We start from the raw sequence: 17,406 nt of genomic DNA, 5'->3' as shown, positions 1-17,406 counted from the left end.
ATTATCCCCCTGATATTCTGTAGTATTGTCTGCCTGTCTCTCCCACAAGCCCCATTAGCTGAAGTTCTGTCAGAAGAGCACAGACTTTTGATGCTGAAAAACCGGTTTTTCGTATTAAATTATCCAGATTTTCAGGTCGTAAATCGAGACCACTATACACCAAATCCAAATCCGGCGCAAGCCCCAACTTCTTTTTTTCCACATTTTGAGGTCTGTTTTTTGCCTCGATTCCCCATTCCATAAGCATGATTTCCGGGCTGTAAGCGATTCCTGCACCATCGAAAATCAGCTTGTTGCAGCCTCTGCTCAGTTCCTCTGTCACAGCTCCCGGAAGGGCATAAACACTGTGTCCATGTTCCAGGGCAAAGTTTGCAGTGATCAGGGAACCGCTCTGTTCCTTGGCTTCTACCACAAGAACAGCATCGGAAAGTCCGCTGATGATCCGGTTTCTTGCCGGAAAAGCCCAGTTCACAGGCGGAGAGCCCGGGGGAAGCTCGCTGATGATCCCGCCGCCTTTTTCCAGGATCCGCTGATAAAGCCATCTGTTGGAATTGGGATAACACACGTCCACTCCGCTTCCCAGCACTGCAAAAGTAGGAGTGTCCGTATCCAGTGCACCTTTATGCCCCTCTGCATCAATTCCTCTTGCCATTCCACTGATGATCTGCACACCGTAGCTTGCCATGGTTCTTGCATATTTAAATGCCTGACATCTGCCATAAGGACTGCACATGCGAGCACCTACCACTGCTGCAGCAGGCTTCTTCGGATCTGGCAGGTTTCCGATGTAGTACAGTTTTTTTGGCATTCCGGAAAGTTTTCTCAAACGATCTGGAAAATTGGAATCCTCTATAGTTAAACATTTGATTTTCTGCATTGCTTCCATACTAAAATACCTCCCTGCGTGCGGTTTTATGAATAAATTCATTCAGCTTCTGTACTTCTTATCAAATGCTTTGTAAGTAAGGGCTTCTGCAACATGTCTTGTGTGTATCAGTTCCTCCCCTTCCATATCCGCAATGGTGCGTGAAACCTTCAGAATCCGGTGATAGGATCTTGCACTGAGTTCCATAAGCTCAAAAGCATTTTTTGCCACCTGAAAGGCATTCTCTGTCAGCACACAGTATTTCCGTATCTGCTTCCCGGACAGTTCTCCGTTGAAACAGATTTTCTCATTCTGGTAGCGTTTCTGCTGTATTCTTCTGGCTTTTTCCACTCTTTTCCGGATAAGGGCAGAACTTTCTCCTGACTTTTCTCCTGAGATCTGGGAAAAATTAACAGGCGGCACATCTGCACATAGATCGATCCGCTCCAGAAGGGGCTGGCTCAGCTTATGAAGATAATGACTCACCTCGCCAGGTGTGCACCTGCATTTATTCATATCCGGATAATAGCCGCAGGGACAAGGGTTCATGGCTGCTACCAGAATAAATCCCGCCGGAAACACGTACGTTCCACTTGCCCTTGACAGCTGGATCTGCTTGTCCTCCAGGGGCTGTCGCAGCACTTCCAGGCTGCCTCTTGCAAATTCCGGCATTTCATCCAGAAACAGAACGCCTCTGTGAGCCAGGGTCACTTCACCGGGACCCGGGATCCTTCCGCCTCCAGCCAGAGCTGCAGACGAACTGGTATGATGCGGACTTCGAAAGGGTCTTGCCTTAATTAATGGTCTCTTTGGACTTAAAAGTCCAGCAATGCTGTAGATTTTTGTAAGCTCCAGGCTTTCCTCAAAAGTAAGAGAGGGCATGATCGTAGGTATTCTTTTGGCAAGCATGGTCTTCCCAGTGCCCGGAGGGCCGATAAACAGGATGTTGTGAAACCCGCTGACTGCAATCTCAGCAGCTCTTCTGGCACTCTCCTGACCACAGATTTCCCCGAAATCCACCAGATTCTCTTCTGCCTGATTCTCTTCTGAATTTTCCTCTGAAAACTGATTTTCTTTTCCAAATGCATCCGGATCTGAGACAAGCTTCAAAACTTCTTTTATATTTTGGACTCCGACCACTTTCATATCCTTCACCAGAGCTCCTTCTGCCAGATTTTCAAACGGAATGATACAATACCGGCATCCCAGTTCCCTTGCCCGGATCACTCTTGGCAGCACTCCGGATACACTCCTTACCTCCCCATTCAGACTGAGTTCGCCAACCACCATTACATTCCGAAGAAGCTGTGGTTCTATAAATCCCGATGCTGCCAGCACTGCTGCTGCCACGGGCAGGTCAAAACCGGCCCCTTCTTTTCGCAGATCAGCAGGTGCCAGATTCACCGTCACCTTCTTAGGCGGCAGACTGATCCCATTATTTTTTAACGCTGTGCGCACTCTGTCCTGTGCTTCTTTCACCTGGGTGCTGGGAAATCCAACCATAGTAAAACAAGGCAGACCGCTGCTTACATCAGCTTCCACCTGAACCGGGCAGACTTCCATTCCTGAAATCGCCGCTGATAAAACACTTGCAAACAATCTTATCCCTTTCTGCAGATACAGTTCTTCCCCATATGCGAACCTGCTCTGCCATTTCAATGTGTCTCTGGAATAAAAAAGAATAAAAGTAAAAAAGATATGATTAAAAGATATACAAAATTCATTATAGCCCATTTTGCTCTGAATTGCAATAGTGCATTTCGTTCTGATTTATACTTTCTGAAAGGATTCGGGGCCAGACGTTTTTCGTTGTTCGTTACATTTGGTCCCTGCAGACTCTACAGAAGAAAAAGAGGTGAACCTATGAAATTTCAGAGAATTCAAGACCTTCGGACAGACGCTGATCTGTCCCAGAAGCAGATCAGTGATATCCTTCACATCAGCCAGCGTTCCTACTCCCACTACGAAACTGGCTCCAGGAACATTCCAATCGAAATGCTGATCCGCCTTGCAAATTATTATGAAACCAGCATTGACTATCTGGTTGGCCGTACTGATAATAAAAAAATGCCGTAATTGCAAAGGTACTGAACAGGTACAAAATGAGGGGGATGCGATTTCCCCCTCATTTTGTATACCATAAATAAAGTTATTACCATTCACTCGTAACATTCCGTAAAGTATTTTTCATATATCCGTTACTTTCCTTCACTTCGAAGCTTTCCTTCCGTATCTGCAATTTTCTGAATATTTGCGACTTCATATTCATTAAACACAGAAGTATCTGCATCAAAGGTCTCCGGCTCCACAGTTCCCTTATACCAGGATTTACTGTTAAAATAATCCGCAATTCTCTGTGTCACAAATTTCCTGCCATGTCGGGCATAAATCTCATTTTTCGCCAGTTCCAGCTGGTCAGATGAATAGCCTGACAAATCCTCATCTGTAAGGTATCGGCTGTTGCTGTCCGGGAATATATAATCCCTAGAAGAGAGATCCGTTTTATCTGTATTATCAGCCGGAGTCACGGAAGGTGCCTGTGTCACAGAAGCGGCTTTCTCCCTTGTAAGGACCCCATCTACCTTTGGTGTCACCCCGGCACCCTCTGCAGCGGAAGCTGTATTAAGGCGCAGATAAAGTTTGCCCTGATCAAAGGTCATATTTCCACGCACCTGGTTTCCCCAGGAATCTGTAAAGGAAAGCTTTGCTGCATTTCCAGCCACTTTTGCAGTGTCCGAAGCTTCCGAAACCTCAGTGCCGGCATTGTCACCAGCCTGAGAAAAAGTAAAAGTAACAGACTTCAGGGTAAGGTCGTCTATAGACAGTGTCACCAGTCCATCCTTGCTGTACCAGGTTCCCATATAATCACTAGCCATGAACGCCGGTGCCCTGGTAATCACTGGAGTCGGTGTCACTGTGGCTGTAGGCTCCGGTGTGGGCGTAGCTGTAGCCGCTGGAGTCGGTGTCACTGTGGGCACCCTTTCCAGAGCCTCAATGGCAGCCTTCTTCTGCTGCTCCTTCTGAATCTTTTTCTTATGTTCGGCAAACAGAAGCCCCGCTGCTCCAATCATGATAAATATGGCAATCAGGGCAAACAGCGTTGCTTTTAGTACATCTTTGTTGTGCTTTTTCACAGGCAGTCACCTCCTGTTTATTCCTGTCCGTTCCAGCAATAAGTGCAAAGCTTGCACGGTTCAATATCAATTGACTTCTTCAGATCATCCAGACGATGATATTTCAGGGATGTAAAATTCAGTTCCTTGCGGATTTCTTCCAGCATTTCTTTGTAGTTTGTAGAATCCGGATTTGCATAATCCTGCAAAATCCTGTCTGATACATTGTCCCCTTCACGTTTCGCAATGATCCTTCTTGTGATCAGATCCATCTCTGACTTAGAGCGTGAGAAATTCAGGTACTTACATCCATATAAAAGCGGCGGGCAGGCAGGTCTGATATGAACCTCCTTAGCACCATTGTTATAGAGGAATTCTGTTGTCTCACGAAGCTGGGTACCTCTTACGATAGAGTCGTCAATCATAAGGAGGCTTTTATCTTTGATCAGTTTATGTACTGGGATCAGTTTCATTCTGGCGATAAGATTTCGCTGGCTCTGCTGAGTCGGCATAAAAGATCTTGGCCATGTGGGCGTATATTTAATAAACGGACGGGCAAACGGCACACCAGAGCGGTTAGCATAGCCGATGGCATGTGCAATACCGGAATCCGGTACTCCTGCAACCAGATCCGGATTCACTTCTCCGGCATCTCTTCCTGCCAGAATATCGCCGCATTTGTAACGCATTTCCTCTACATTTACCCCCTCATAAGTGGAGGTTGGATATCCATAATATACCCAGAGGAAAGAACAGATTCGCATCTTGTCTCCTGGCTTCTGCAGAACCTGTGCGCCCTCCGGGGTGATAAAATCAATCTCTCCAGGTCCCAGCTCTTTCAAGTCTTCATAGCCAAGATTAATGTAGGCATGACTTTCAAAAGAAGCACAACATGCATCTTCCTTCTTGCCGATTACAAGAGGAGTTCTTCCATAACGGTCGCGTGCTGCGTAAATGCCCTCCCCTGTCATAAGAAGAAGGGTCATAGAGCCCTCGATCATTTCCTGGGCATAGCGGATTCCCTCAACAATACTGTCTTTCTGATTGATCAGCGCTGCCGTTACCTCTGTAGGATTCACACTGCCACCGCTCATCTCCAGAAAATGGGTATGCCCGTCTTTGAAGCATTTCTCTACCAAAGCTTCTATATTATTGATCTTACCTACTGTTGTAATTGCAAAATTTCCCAGATGGGAGCGCACCAGAAGAGGCTGCGGTTCATTGTCAGAAATACAGCCTATTCCAAGATTGCCTTCCATCTCTGCCACATCTTTGTCAAATTTGGTACGGAACGGTGAGTTCTCAATATTATGGATCACGCGGTTAAATCCACTGCTCCTGCTATAAACGGTCATTCCGCCCCTTCTTGTACCCAGATGGGAGTGATAATCAATTCCAAAAAAAAGATCCATTACACAATCAGACTTTGACGCAACACCAAAAATTCCACCCATTTTTCCTTAGTCTCCTTATTTTTTCTCCTTTATAACGCCTTTTCTGTAGGCATCCAAAAGCTGTTTCAGCTCCTGAATTCGTTCTTTCAGTGCCTTACCATTATCCGTATCTCCCACAAGTGCACGCCTTGGATTATAGCGGACAGCCACACGGTTGGACACAATGTCCCTCTCTGTTTCCACTGCATCTTCCGCCGAAGTAAAAGGCTCATGGGCAGTCAGGCTCAGACCATAGGAACTGTAAACAAGAGTATATCCGGCAATACCGGTCACATTCCGGTATGCCTCACAAAAACCACCGTCAATTACGATCACCTTGCCATCACATTTCACCGGATTCTCTCCCTCCAGCTGATGAACAGGCACGTGACCATTGATAATATGCCCCTCATCCGGATCCAGCCCGAATTCTTCCAGCATACGATTTACTACCTCTTCTTTTTCCCAGAGGTGATAGTAGGCATTCTTTTTCTCTTTGTGTGTCTCTTTATCTGCGATAAAATAACGCTCGAAGGTAGTCATTTTATCTTTTCCATAAAGGGGAGAATTAGGCCCGGCCCAGATATACCACAGAATATCCTGGCTTGCTTTCTTCTCCTTCTCATCTACGGTAAAAAAAGCTTTTCTTACGTAGGCTTCCAGTTTATCATAAAGTGCCTTGCCTTTACAAGTCTCACCGTAAATCTCAACTTCTTTCAGAGTTCCATCCTCGTTCAGCGGAATACTTCCATGGAAAAGAAGGTTCCCGTTATAGGTCTTATAAAGGCCGCCTTTATCCAGAAGCAGCTGCATGTGGTTCTGAAGCTTCTCGCAGTTTCGAAATGCTGAGCTCAGGCGCTCCACTACTTCTTTTTCCCCATCTGTCAGCTCATAAGGATGTCCCCAGTCAATGGTTGGAAAATGGGTGTCCAGAAGATTATGCACACTTCCATCCGGCAGCTGCACAGTGCCCTTCTCCGGATCAATCCCCTCCATAACGCATCGATTCTCCATATGAAAATCCGGATGTTCTTTCGCCAGTACCCCTTCCAGCTTAAACTGGATAATGGAAATGGCTTTGTGCATTTTCCTGCTCAGCTCTTTCTCAAGAGCATTGTAATTGGAAGGATTGCCATGTACTTCAAATACCTGGCAGGGATCATCCCCGTAAACCTCCATGGCAAAAGCAGCAAGAGGCATCATATTGATTCCATAACCATCCTCCAGAATATCCAGATTGCCGTAACGGATACTGTTACGGATCACTGTGGCCATACAGGCAGCCTGTCCTACAGCGGCGCCCATCCATACCACATCATGGTTTCCCCACTGAATATCCAGAGAATGATAATCCATCAGTCTGTCCATAATAAAATGAGGACCTGGACCTCTGTCATATATATCTCCAAGCACATGAAGATGGTCTACAACCAGTCTCTGGATCAGTTCAGCAAGAGCGATAATGAAGTTCTCTGCCCTGCCGATATCTATAATGGTATCCACAATGGAATCGTAATAAGCCTCTTTATCCAGAACTTCTGCTTTCTCTGTGATCAGCTCTTCGATCACATATGCATAATCAGAAGGCAATGCCTTACGAACCTTGGATCTGGTATATTTAGAGGCAGTTGTCTTGCACACCTCAATGAGACGGTACAGGGTGATCTTGTACCAGTTCTGCATATCAGACTCTTTCTTCTTCACATAGGCAATTTTTTCCTTCGGGTAATACACAAGGGTTGCCAGGGAACGCTTGTCACTGTTGCTTAAGGTATGTCCAAATACATCATCTATCTTCTTTCGCACAGCTCCCGAGCCGTTTCGAAGCACATGGGAAAAAGCTTCGTACTCTCCGTGGATATCGGAAAGAAAATGCTCGGTGCCCTTTGGAAGATTGAGAATGGACTGAAGGTTGATGATCTCTGTAGAAGCCTTCCCGATGGTGGGGTAGAGCTCCGCCAGACGTTGTAGGTAGCGCAGTTCTTCTGTTTTCATGGAACCTCCTAAATTCATATTACTCTTATTTAACCAGCGTTAGTAATTGTGACGCACATCTTGCAGAAAGCCTTTTTCAAACATGCTCTAGAAATCAAACAATGAAATCTGGTTGGATTGTGGAATATCTCCAAATAATCCAAGTTTATCCATCAGATCAATTACAGTCTTGCTGACCTTGGTCCTGTCACGGAAATCATCCTTGGAAAGAAATCTTCCCTGTACAGCAGCATCCACTACAGCATCTGCCGCCTTATCTCCAAGACCTTCTATAGAATCAATGGACGGCATCAGTTTTCCTTCTATGATCTGGAAGCGATGTGCCTTCGCACGGTAAATATCAATGGGCATAAAATCATAACCTCTTGCATACATTTCCTGAACAATACGCATATCTTTCAGGGTATCCTGCTCTTTTTTGGACGCAGCGTCCCCTTTCTTGCGTATCTCTGCCATATAAAACTCCAGCTTTTCTTTTCCCATACACATCAGTTCATAGGAAAAAGCTGTGGCACGGATACTGAAGTATGCACCGTAATAAGCCAACGGCTGGAATACCTTAAACCAGGCGATTCTGTATGCCATCATAACGTAAGCTGCCGCATGGGCTTTCGGGAACATATATTTGATTTTTTTGCAGGACCAGATGTACCAGTCCGGAACGCCATGTTCCTTCATGGTTGTGATCCATTCATCACGAAGACCTTTTCCCTTACGGACACTCTCCATGATGGTAAATGCCAGACCACTCTCCACTCCCTGGCCAATGAGATAGATCATAATATCATCTCGGGTACAGATTGCTGTAGAAATGGTAGCCTTTCCTTCTTCGATCAGAGTCTGGGCATTTCCCAGCCACACGTCAGTACCATGGGAAAGTCCGGCAATACGGACCAGATCAGAAAAATATTTCGGCTTGGTATCCACAAGCATCTGCATGGCAAAATCAGTACCAAACTCTGGAATTCCCAGACAGCCAAGCTTGCAGCCGCCGATATCCTTCGGATCAATTCCAAGAGCTTCTGTACTGGCAAAAAGTGACATAACCGCCTTGTCATCAAGAGGAACCTCTCTTGCATTCAGGTCTGTCATATCCTCAAGGGTACGGATCATGGTGGGATCATCGTGTCCCAGAATATCCAGCTTCAGCAGGTTTCCATCAATGGAATGGTAGTCAAAATGGGTGGTGATAAATCCACTGCTGGAATCGTTCGCCGGGTACTGGACCGGGGTAAATTTCTCTATTTCCTCTCCCATTGGGAGTACAATAATTCCGCCAGGATGCTGACCGGTGCTTCGCCGGATACCGGTACACCCCTGTACAATACGGTTGATCTCGCAGGAACGCTTGTGCTGCCCCCGCTCTTCAAAATAGTTCTTTACATATCCGAATGCGGTCTTCTCCGCAAGGGTACCGATGGTTCCCGCCTTGAAGGTCTGACCTTTTCCGAATATAACCTCTGTATAATGATGGGCATTGGACTGATACTCTCCTGAGAAGTTCAGGTCGATATCAGGCTCCTTGTCTCCTTTGAATCCAAGGAAGGTCTCAAAAGGAATGTCAAAACCCTGTTTAGTCATCCTGGTGCCGCACTTTGGACAGATCCTGTCTGGCATATCGCATCCTGCCATGCCGGAAAATGCCTTGATCTCCGGAGAATCAAAGTCACTGTACTTACACTCCGGATTGGGGCACAGATAATGGGGCGGCAGAGGATTTACCTCTGTAATACCAGACATGGTAGCCGCTAAGGAAGAACCTACAGACCCTCTGGAGCCCACCAGATAACCATCTGCATTGGACTTCCACACCAGCTTCTGGGCAATGATATACATCACCGCATATCCATTGGAGATAATGGAATTCAGCTCTTTATCCAGACGGTCTTCCACGATCTTGGGAAGCACTTCACCGTACATTTCATGAGCTTTCTGGAAGCACATATCCTTTAAGTCCTGGTCAGAATTCTCAATAACCGGCGGATATTTATCCGGATGGATCGGTGACATTTTCTCTATCATATCCGCAATCTTCACTGTATTTGTAATTACCACTTCCTCTGCCTTCTCACTTCCCAGATAAGAAAACTCCTCCAGCATTTCCTCAGTAGTGCGAAGATAAAGAGGTGCCTGATTGTCAGCATCCTTGAAGCCGCTTCCAGCCATGATAATACGGCGGTAGATTTCGTCCTGGGGATCCATAAAGTGAACGTCACAGGTAGCAACAACCGGCTTGTTAAACTGTTCACCAAGCTTTACAATCTTTTTGTTGATCTCAATCAGATCCTCTTTCGAATGAATCGTGTCATTCTTTTCATCCTCCACCATGAACATGTTGTTCCCAAGGGGCTGGATTTCCAGATAATCATAAAAGCTTACCAGTCTTGCGATTTCCTGCTCCGGTGCATTGCGCAAAAGAGCCTGGTAAAGCTCACCAGCCTCACAGGCACTTCCAATAAGAAGTCCCTCCCGATGTGCCTCAAACACGCTCTTTGGCACACGGGGTCTGTGGTTAAAATACTTGATATGAGACTTGCTTACCAGCTTGTACAGATTGATACGGCCGGTCTCATTTCGCATGAAAATAACGGCATGGTAAGTGGGCAGCTTCTTAATGGTGTCCGAGGAAACCTTTCCCTGCTCATTCAGCTTGTCTACATCCGTAATATCTCTTTCCCTGCACATTTCCACAAATTTCTCGAAAATACATGCCGTACACTCTGCGTCATCAACCGCACGATGGTGATGATCCAGGGAAACGCCAACTGCCTTGGCAACGGTATCCAGCTTAAAACGGTTCAGCGCAGGCAGCAGGAATCGTGCCATACCTACCGTATCCACATAGGTGAAATCATTTGGGATTCCCATGCGGTTACAATTCTCTATAATAAAACTCATATCGAAATCTGCGTTGTGGGCTACCATTGTAGCTCCTTCACAAAATTTCAGAAATTCCGGTAAAATTTCTTCAATTGGACGGGCATCCATAACCATGCTGTCATTAATACTGGTCAGCTGCTCAATTCGAAATGGAATTGGAACCTGAGGATTGACAAATGTGGAAAAACGATCTGTGATCTTTCCGTTTTCCACCAATACGGCACCAATTTCAATGATCTTGCAGGTAAGTGGGGAAAATCCTGTGGTCTCAATATCGAAAACCACGAATCTGCCGTCCAGGGACTGTTTTTTCGGGTTGGTGACCATCCCCTTTAAGTCGTCTACCAGATAGGCCTCCATACCGTAAAGCACCTTAAAATCAGAATCCTTTGGCACGCAGCCTCCCCACGCATCAAAGCAATGGTTTGCCTCCGGGAAAGCCTGCACCACGCCATGATCTGTGATGGCAATGGCAGGATGGCCCCACTCGTAGGCACGTTTTACCAGCGCTTTTGCCTCGGTTACACCATCCATATCGCTCATTTTCGTATGACAGTGAAGCTCAACACGCTTCTGAGGGCTGGTGTCCACTCTGGAGCTGCGGAAATCGGAGATTTTCTTAATTCCGGAGATGGAACCTATGGTAAGCTCACCATCGAAACGGTCAATAGAAGTAACGCCTTTAATTTTCAGGAAGGCACCTTTTTTCACATGCTCTTTGATCTCCGGCACCTGCTCGTTGCGCAGGAACATTTTTACTGTGATGGAATCTGTGAAGTCCGTAACCGGGAAAATCAGTATGGTCTTCTCATTTCGAATCTCTCTCGCTTCCACATCCATAACCTGGCAGCGGATGATAACCTCTCCCATTTCCTGCACAATATTTTCCAATGGAATAGGCTCGTCCTCGAAATCTCTTCCATAAATAACATCCGGATTTGGATCCTTGCGGAAGCCACCACGGAAATCACCCCATTTGCCTTTCTTTTCGAATGGCTTTTTCTCGAAAGGCTTCTTTTCACTGGCTGCCTCTGCTTTCTTCTCCGGTCTGGCAGCGGCTGTCTTGCCGGCTGCTGCCTCTTTTCCTGTTTTTTCCTCAGCTGCAGAAGCTGGTGCTACGCTCTCTTCTTCTGTGGAAAGTCTGGCATGCTTCAGCACATTGGCTACTTCCTGACGGATCTGGATAGCTGCATTTTTGCGGTACCTGCTCTCCTCCGTCTGCACATAATCCAGAGAAACTTTCAGGTCCATTCCACAACGCTCGCAGAATACTTTGTGAAGATATTCAATAAGTATCTCACTTTTCTGTCTGGAAATCACAGAATCCGGAAGTACCATATTCAGGCAGTCATCTTCTGGAAATGTGATCTGTGCCTGCTTGAACAGATTGTATTCCAGCATGTTGTAATTGCGAAGCTCCAGTTCCATGCTGGAGCGATAGGTATCCAGGAAATTCTTTGGCGTGTACTGTCTGGACAGATGGAACTTCTCGATTACCTTCACACTCACTTCAAGACCTGGAAAGCACTGTCTCTGAATCTGCTCTTCCAGGCTGAAAATATGCTTTTTGTGGATCCAGCGGTCGCTTTTCAGGTAAACCCGGACACAGGTTTTGGCAGAGTTGCAGGCAACCTTGGTGACGATCACCTCTTCCAGAAGTTCACTTAATTCCTGTTTTAATTTTAAGTTTGGAAATACGTCAAAAAATTCTTTTTCCATTTATAGAATATACACCTTCTGTCATTTCTGTGTCTTATTGCTATCCCAGTTCATCAATTCTTCTCTCAAGGTATCCAGCAGCTGGTCTTCCGGCACTTTCTTCACAATCTCACCGCCTTTGATCAGAAGACCTACACCTACGCCGCCTGCAATTCCGATATCGGCTTCTTTCGCTTCTCCCGGGCCATTTACCACACAGCCCATAACAGCTACTTTAATGTCAAGAGGGATATCCTGCACCATAGTTTCTACTTTATTTGCAAGACCGATCAGATCGATCTGGGTGCGCCCGCAGGTTGGACAGGATACTACTTCCACGCCGCCTTTGCGAAGTCCAAGGGTTTTTAGGATACGTCTGGCAGATTTTATCTCTTCCAGAGGGGCACCAGTCAGGGAGACGCGGATCGTGTCACCGATTCCCTGGTATAAAATAATACCAAGCCCTATGGCAGATTTGATATTTCCAGAATAAAGGGTTCCTGCCTCTGTAATTCCCACATGGAGAGGATAACTGGTCTGTTCCGCAATCAGTTCGTGAGCCCTGGCGCACATCATAACATTAGAAGATTTGATGCTGATCACCAGATTGTCGTAGCCAAGCTCTTCAATAATGTGCACCTTGTTAAGGGCGCTTTCTACCAGACCTTCTGCGGTAACACCGTGATATTTCTCCACCAGTTCTTTCTCAAGAGAACCGCTGTTTACCCCAACACGGATGGGAATATTCCGCTCCTTCGCCACATCTACAACTGCCTTGATACGCTCTGTGCTTCCAATATTTCCGGGATTGATACGGATCTTGTCGGCACCGTTCTCCATGGCCGCAATCGCAAGACGATAATCAAAATGAATATCTGCTACCAGCGGAATGTGAATTTGTTTTTTGATCTCTTTCAGAGCCTTTGCCGCTTCCATGGTCGGCACTGCACAGCGGATAATGTCGCAGCCAGCAGCCTCCAGGGCAAGGATCTGCTCTACGGTTGCCTGCACATCCTCTGTTTTTGTATTGGTCATAGACTGGATCAGGATGGGATTTCCGCCTCCAATCTTCTTATTTCCTATCTGAATTACTTTGGTATGGTCTCTGTACATACGAAATTCCTCCATATATTATGAACATGGTATTCTTTGGTTACTGTTCACTGATAGCATTCTTTGCGGTTCACTTTTACACCGCAGGCGCTTATCAAACTTTTCTATGCAAAAAGGCACAAAAGGGATGTCTCTGACACCCCTGCTGTACAGTTATTTTCACAGCATTCTGCAAGTATTTTCAAACAGGCTCCAGAGCCTGTTTTCTTTGCAATTTAATGCTGGATTTCCAACAATTTATTCTTCAAGTCTTCTTCCATCTTGCGCATTTCCAGTTCTGCCTGGGCTCTCTTGGCGCGGCCCTCTTTCTGAATATTCATGACATCATCCAAAGTAGCGATCAGCTCCTGATTGGTCTGCTTCAGAGTCTCAATATCCACGATTCCGCGCTCAGATTCCCTGGCAGTCTCTGTGGATGCAAGGTGAAGTGCCTCCGCATTTTTCTTCAAAAGCTCATTTGTCAGGTCTGTTACCTGGCGCTGGGCCTGGGCTGCTTCTGTGGAATGGGCGATTCCAAGTGCCAGTACCATCTGGCTCTTCCAAAGTGGAATGGTATTTACAATGGTTGTCTGGATTTTTTCTACCATAAGGGTGTCATTGTTCTGCACCAGACGAATCTGCGGTGCTGTCTGCAGGGAAATGGTTCTGGTCAGTTCCAGATCATGTAGCTTCTTCTCGAAACGATTGCACTTGCTGTCCAGATCCTTGGCTTCCTGCGCATCCTCCGGAAGTCCGCTGACTGCTGCTTTTGCCTCCAGATCTTTTAATTTTCCCTCCCGTACTTCCTGCAGCTTCTGTTTTCCTGCAAGGATGTACATGGTCAGTTCTTTATAATAGTTCAGGTTCTGAGCATACATTTTTTCCAGAACTGCGGAATCCTTCATGAGACGCATCTGGTGATCCTGAAGGGAGGTAGTGATCTTCTGCACATTTACCTCAGCCTTGGCGTAGCGGTTCTTCATATTTTCAATCTTGCTGCCCTGTTTCTTGAAAAAGCCAAGAAAGCCTTTCTCCTCCTCAGCAGCATCAAAATCGCGAAGCTCGCCTACCACCTGGGTGATCAGCTCTCCAACCTCACCCAGATCCTGTGTCCGTACATTTTCAAGAGCTGCATCGGAAAAATCAGCCATTTTCTTCTGGGTTCCGGCACCGTACTGGAGGATCTGGCTGGTATTCTCAATGTCAATTTTCTTAGCAAAGCTGTCTACCATCTGCTGTTCTTCCGGGGAGAGAACGGTCTGTTCCATTTCCTTTTTCACAGCTTCGGCTTCCGGCTCTGCTGCAATCTCTGCCTTTGACTCTCCCAAATCCGGTTCTAATGTAAGTGTAGGTGCGTTATCTTCAAAACCTGTAAATTCGTTTCCCATAGCATCCTCCTTGTGTATAGGTCTGCCCATATTTATCAGCAGCCTTCAGTTTGGCATTTTCGTTATTTTTATAACACGCTCTAACCCCGCTGCAAATCTTATCTTTTCATATACTTAACATTCCGCACACTGCTAGAGCCTGTTTTTTTCAGCCTCTTTTCTCATACGGGTAAGCTCGTCCTCAGTCAGCCCTTCCTGTGCCAAAACTGTATTCAGAACAGAAATATCACTGGATACATCCATAGCCGTGTCTTCAAATATGGAATCCAGAAGCTTCTCAAAAGCCACATTCAACGTATCAATAGTCTCTTCGATTTCTTTCTTGGAAGAAGTAATATTCTCTCCCTGAACCGGCTGGCTGTCCATTTCTTCATATGCATTCAAAAGCTTCACAGTCATAGGAAGATAATAATCCATAAGGCGGTTCAAATCCGGAATAATCTCCGGATGAGCCTTGGCGCGTTCAAAAATCTTCGCTATGATCAGCTCCATACGGGAGATTTTTCTGGAAATCTCTTCTCCTGGAATGGCATCATTGCTGCGGTGGATTTTATCAAGAAAGTCATTTCCCTTATCCAGAACCTGCCGGACTTCCGGGGAAAGTCTGATTCTTTCCGCAGCATCCCGTTCTGCTTCCACACACGCCCGGGCATCTGCCTGTTCATGCTGGTTAAATTTCTGCCTTTCTTTTTCCTCTGCCTGCTGACGAAGCGCTGCCTCCTGGCGTGCACGCTCTTCATCCTGCTGATGATCTCTTTCTTCCAGCCGCTTCTGAGTGCTTACATATTGGTCGTAAGTCTCATTACTTGTGATCAGACAAGTTTCCTGTTTATCAACATGTCCCTGAAGGAACCAGCCTTTGCTTATCATACGTTTGATATCTTTTTTTACAAATTTCACCGGCTTGCCGACTGCCTGTGCCAGCTGCTGGAAATTGCAGTAGGTGTGAGTGCCAAGAGCCTTGATATACTTGTTTCGGCGGCTTAAACTGGTAAGACTGCTGCAGCCCTGTCCAAGAAGAATACCTCCGCCGACCGTAAATGCCGCCAGCACTGCCGAAATTCCAAGCATTACACTGCTGCTAAAGCCAGCTCCAATTCCACCAACTACCATTGTAGCAATTCCAAATACTCCAGTAAGAATCCCACCAAACACTGTCTTCAGAATTCCCCCGACCTTGATTCCATTCGTCGGTAAATACAATGCCAGATCCGAATTCTGGTGATTGGTATCCTGCCTGCCTGTACCATTTCTCTGGAAATTTCCATTACGCGAATCATTCCCTTTCGCATCGGCATATCCTTGATAACCAGTTCCATGATCCTCCCCGGTACTCCGGTTTTTCTTTCCATCCTTCTGAAAATCCCAGGACCGATTCTCTCTGTAATCATAAGAACTGCCGCTGCGGTAATTGGTATATTTCCCACTGCCCACAGTATTATTAAGCGCATCCCGAAGGGCATCACTCCCATTATCAATAGCCTTATTCAGCGCCTGATTAATACTCTGGCTCAGTTTCTGGTAATTTTTTTCATTTACTGCACTGTCAATGATGCTCTGGATCTTATCTCCAAGTTCATCAAATTCGTTATATCCCATCTTTTCCTCCGGATATTTTATTTCACAACGCTTGTTTTATCATTATACAAAAATCCCCCTCAAAAAACAAGACACCATAAAATATAAACACATTATACTTTTTGTAACCTTTTTCACAGGAAAATCACTTAAAAAATCTGCTTTTCCCATTGAATTTCACACGTAAAAGTTTTACAATAGTAAAAACATTGGGGATTCACAATAAGAATCTCCCCCCAAAAACCACGCTAGGAGGAAATTGTTATGGAAAAAAAGAACATTGACTGGGGAAACCTGGGCTTTGGTTATGTAAAAACAGACTACCGTTATGTATCCAATTATAAAGACGGCAAGTGGGATGAGGGAGGCCTTACCACAGATGATATGGTTACCATCAGTGAGTGTGCAGGTGTCCTTCAGTATGCACAGACTGTTTTTGAGGGTATGAAAGCATATACTACAGAAGACGGACATATCGTTACTTTCCGTCCTGACCTGAACGGTGAGCGTATGGAGCATTCCGCCGCAAGACTGGAAATGCCTGTATTCCCGAAAGACCGTTTTGTTGACGCAGTTGTTCAGACAATTAAAGCAAATGCAGCATATGTTCCGCCATATGGTTCTGGTGCTACTTTATATGTACGTCCGTACATGTTCGGAAGCGACGCTGTTATCGGTGTAAAACCTGCCAGCGAGTATCAGTTCCGTGTATTCACCACACCTGTCGGACCATACTTCAAAGGCGGCGCTAAGCCGATCACAATCCGTGTCAGCGACTTTGACCGTGCTGCACCAAATGGTACCGGTCATATCAAAGCTGGTCTTAACTACGCAATGAGCCTTCATGCGATCGTTGACGCTCATAAGAACGGATTCGATGAGAACATGTATCTTGATTCCAAAACTCGTACCAAGGTTGAGGAGACAGGCGGAGCAAACTTCTTATTCGTAACAAAAGACGGCAAGGTTGTTACTCCGAAGTCTGACAGTATCCTTCCATCCATCACACGTCGTTCTCTGATCTACGTTGCGAAAGAGTACCTTGGACTTGAGGCTGAGGAAAGAGAAGTATACTTCGACGAAGTGAAGGATTTCGCAGAGTGCGGTCTTTGCGGTACTGCTGCTGTTATCTCTCCTGTTGGAAAGATCGTGGACCACGGCAAAGAGATTTGCTTCCCAAGCGGCATGAACGAGATGGGACCGATCACCAAGAAGCTGTATGAAACCCTTACCGGAATCCAGATGGGACGCATCCAGGCTCCAGAGGGATGGCTGAAGGTTATTGAGTAATTTCTTAAGCTTCCCATTTTTCGTATTTTTTCAAACACACTCTACACAGCATATAACAAAAATCAGTTCTGTCG

Annotated in this window: 12 protein-coding genes; 3 read left to right on the top strand and 9 right to left on the bottom strand. The window is 46.0% G+C overall.

Going from position 1 to position 17,406, the window contains the following annotated elements; all coding sequences use genetic code 11:
- Position 1: 1 nt before the first annotated feature.
- Complete coding sequence (dprA, locus tag AB5170_RS02720; RefSeq protein WP_118579174.1) at positions 2-886, bottom strand: DNA-processing protein DprA; 885 nt, start codon at positions 884-886, stop codon at positions 2-4.
- Between the two features lie 42 nt (positions 887-928).
- Entirely contained in the window at positions 929-2,524 is a 1,596-nt protein-coding gene (locus tag AB5170_RS02715) for a YifB family Mg chelatase-like AAA ATPase (RefSeq protein WP_313720640.1), read from the bottom strand.
- Positions 2,525-2,728: 204 nt separating this feature from the next.
- Here AB5170_RS02715 and AB5170_RS02710 point away from each other — a divergent pair, with 204 nt between their 5' ends.
- Complete coding sequence (locus AB5170_RS02710) at positions 2,729-2,941, top strand: helix-turn-helix domain-containing protein (RefSeq protein WP_118579180.1); 213 nt, start codon at positions 2,729-2,731, stop codon at positions 2,939-2,941.
- A gap of 122 nt (positions 2,942-3,063) precedes the next feature.
- On the opposite strand, the gene AB5170_RS02705 is transcribed toward AB5170_RS02710, so the two are convergent.
- The 3 genes from AB5170_RS02705 to AB5170_RS02695 are packed head-to-tail and all read right to left on the bottom strand — an operon-like array spanning position 3,064 to position 7,424.
- A complete protein-coding gene (locus tag AB5170_RS02705) occupies positions 3,064-3,999 on the bottom strand; it encodes a YARHG domain-containing protein (protein ID WP_227198876.1) in 936 nt (311 codons plus the stop codon).
- Positions 4,000-4,016: 17 nt separating this feature from the next.
- On the bottom strand, positions 4,017-5,432 hold the full coding sequence (locus AB5170_RS02700) for an amidophosphoribosyltransferase (RefSeq protein WP_148462780.1): 1,416 nt from the start codon (positions 5,430-5,432) through the stop codon (positions 4,017-4,019).
- Positions 5,433-5,447: 15 nt separating this feature from the next.
- Positions 5,448-7,424 (bottom strand): fructose-1,6-bisphosphatase, encoded by a 1,977-nt coding sequence (locus AB5170_RS02695; protein ID WP_368361413.1) that lies wholly within the window; start codon positions 7,422-7,424, stop codon positions 5,448-5,450.
- Between AB5170_RS02695 and AB5170_RS02690 the strand changes: the two genes are divergently transcribed.
- Complete coding sequence (locus tag AB5170_RS02690; protein WP_368361417.1) at positions 7,397-7,582, top strand: DUF6783 domain-containing protein; 186 nt, start codon at positions 7,397-7,399, stop codon at positions 7,580-7,582. The genes AB5170_RS02695 and AB5170_RS02690 overlap by 28 nt on opposite strands.
- Here the strand turns inward: AB5170_RS02690 and AB5170_RS02685 are convergent.
- The 4 genes from AB5170_RS02685 to AB5170_RS02670 form a co-directional block, all read right to left on the bottom strand.
- Positions 7,494-12,005: a PolC-type DNA polymerase III gene (locus AB5170_RS02685; RefSeq protein WP_368361414.1), complete on the bottom strand. Its 4,512-nt coding sequence runs from the start codon at positions 12,003-12,005 to the stop codon at positions 7,494-7,496. The two genes, AB5170_RS02690 and AB5170_RS02685, sit on opposite strands and share 89 nt — an antisense overlap.
- A 21-nt stretch (positions 12,006-12,026) precedes the next feature.
- Positions 12,027-13,097, bottom strand: coding sequence for a flavodoxin-dependent (E)-4-hydroxy-3-methylbut-2-enyl-diphosphate synthase (ispG, locus tag AB5170_RS02680; RefSeq protein WP_173772143.1), 1,071 nt, complete (start codon positions 13,095-13,097; stop codon positions 12,027-12,029).
- A 215-nt stretch (positions 13,098-13,312) separates the two neighbouring features.
- Positions 13,313-14,464: a toxic anion resistance protein gene (locus AB5170_RS02675; RefSeq protein ID WP_173772145.1), complete on the bottom strand. Its 1,152-nt coding sequence runs from the start codon at positions 14,462-14,464 to the stop codon at positions 13,313-13,315.
- A 132-nt stretch (positions 14,465-14,596) separates the two neighbouring features.
- The gene (locus tag AB5170_RS02670) at positions 14,597-16,063 is read right to left on the bottom strand and encodes a 5-bromo-4-chloroindolyl phosphate hydrolysis family protein (protein WP_173718257.1); all 1,467 of its coding nucleotides are present in this window, start codon (positions 16,061-16,063) and stop codon (positions 14,597-14,599) included.
- A 243-nt stretch (positions 16,064-16,306) separates the two neighbouring features.
- Here AB5170_RS02670 and AB5170_RS02665 point away from each other — a divergent pair, with 243 nt between their 5' ends.
- Positions 16,307-17,332, top strand: coding sequence for a branched-chain amino acid aminotransferase (locus AB5170_RS02665; RefSeq protein WP_148462786.1), 1,026 nt, complete (start codon positions 16,307-16,309; stop codon positions 17,330-17,332).
- Positions 17,333-17,406: the final 74 nt, after the last annotated feature.

This window comes from Ruminococcus sp. RTP21484sp1_RTP21281st1_A8_RTP21281_210402, from assembly GCF_040914025.1.
Taxonomy (GTDB): Bacteria; Bacillota; Clostridia; order Lachnospirales; family Lachnospiraceae; genus Blautia_A; species Blautia_A faecis.
The sequence above is the reverse complement of the archived record's forward strand: the minus strand, read 5'-3'. Positions and strand labels throughout refer to the sequence as shown.

What these genes read in the sequence shown, in the direction of transcription:
- dprA (WP_118579174.1), bottom strand. Translation starts at nt 886, where the DNA reads ATGGAAGCAATGCAGAAAATCAAATGTTTAACTATAGAGGATTCCAAT.
- AB5170_RS02710 (WP_118579180.1), top strand. Translation starts at nt 2,729, where the DNA reads ATGAAATTTCAGAGAATTCAAGACCTTCGGACAGACGCTGATCTGTCC.
- AB5170_RS02700 (WP_148462780.1), bottom strand. Translation starts at nt 5,432, where the DNA reads ATGGGTGGAATTTTTGGTGTTGCGTCAAAGTCTGATTGTGTAATGGAT.
- AB5170_RS02695 (WP_368361413.1), bottom strand. Translation starts at nt 7,424, where the DNA reads ATGAATTTAGGAGGTTCCATGAAAACAGAAGAACTGCGCTACCTACAA.
- AB5170_RS02685 (WP_368361414.1), bottom strand. Translation starts at nt 12,005, where the DNA reads ATGGAAAAAGAATTTTTTGACGTATTTCCAAACTTAAAATTAAAACAG.
- ispG (WP_173772143.1), bottom strand. Translation starts at nt 13,097, where the DNA reads ATGTACAGAGACCATACCAAAGTAATTCAGATAGGAAATAAGAAGATT.
- AB5170_RS02675 (WP_173772145.1), bottom strand. Translation starts at nt 14,464, where the DNA reads ATGGGAAACGAATTTACAGGTTTTGAAGATAACGCACCTACACTTACA.
- AB5170_RS02670 (WP_173718257.1), bottom strand. Translation starts at nt 16,063, where the DNA reads ATGGGATATAACGAATTTGATGAACTTGGAGATAAGATCCAGAGCATC.
- AB5170_RS02665 (WP_148462786.1), top strand. Translation starts at nt 16,307, where the DNA reads ATGGAAAAAAAGAACATTGACTGGGGAAACCTGGGCTTTGGTTATGTA.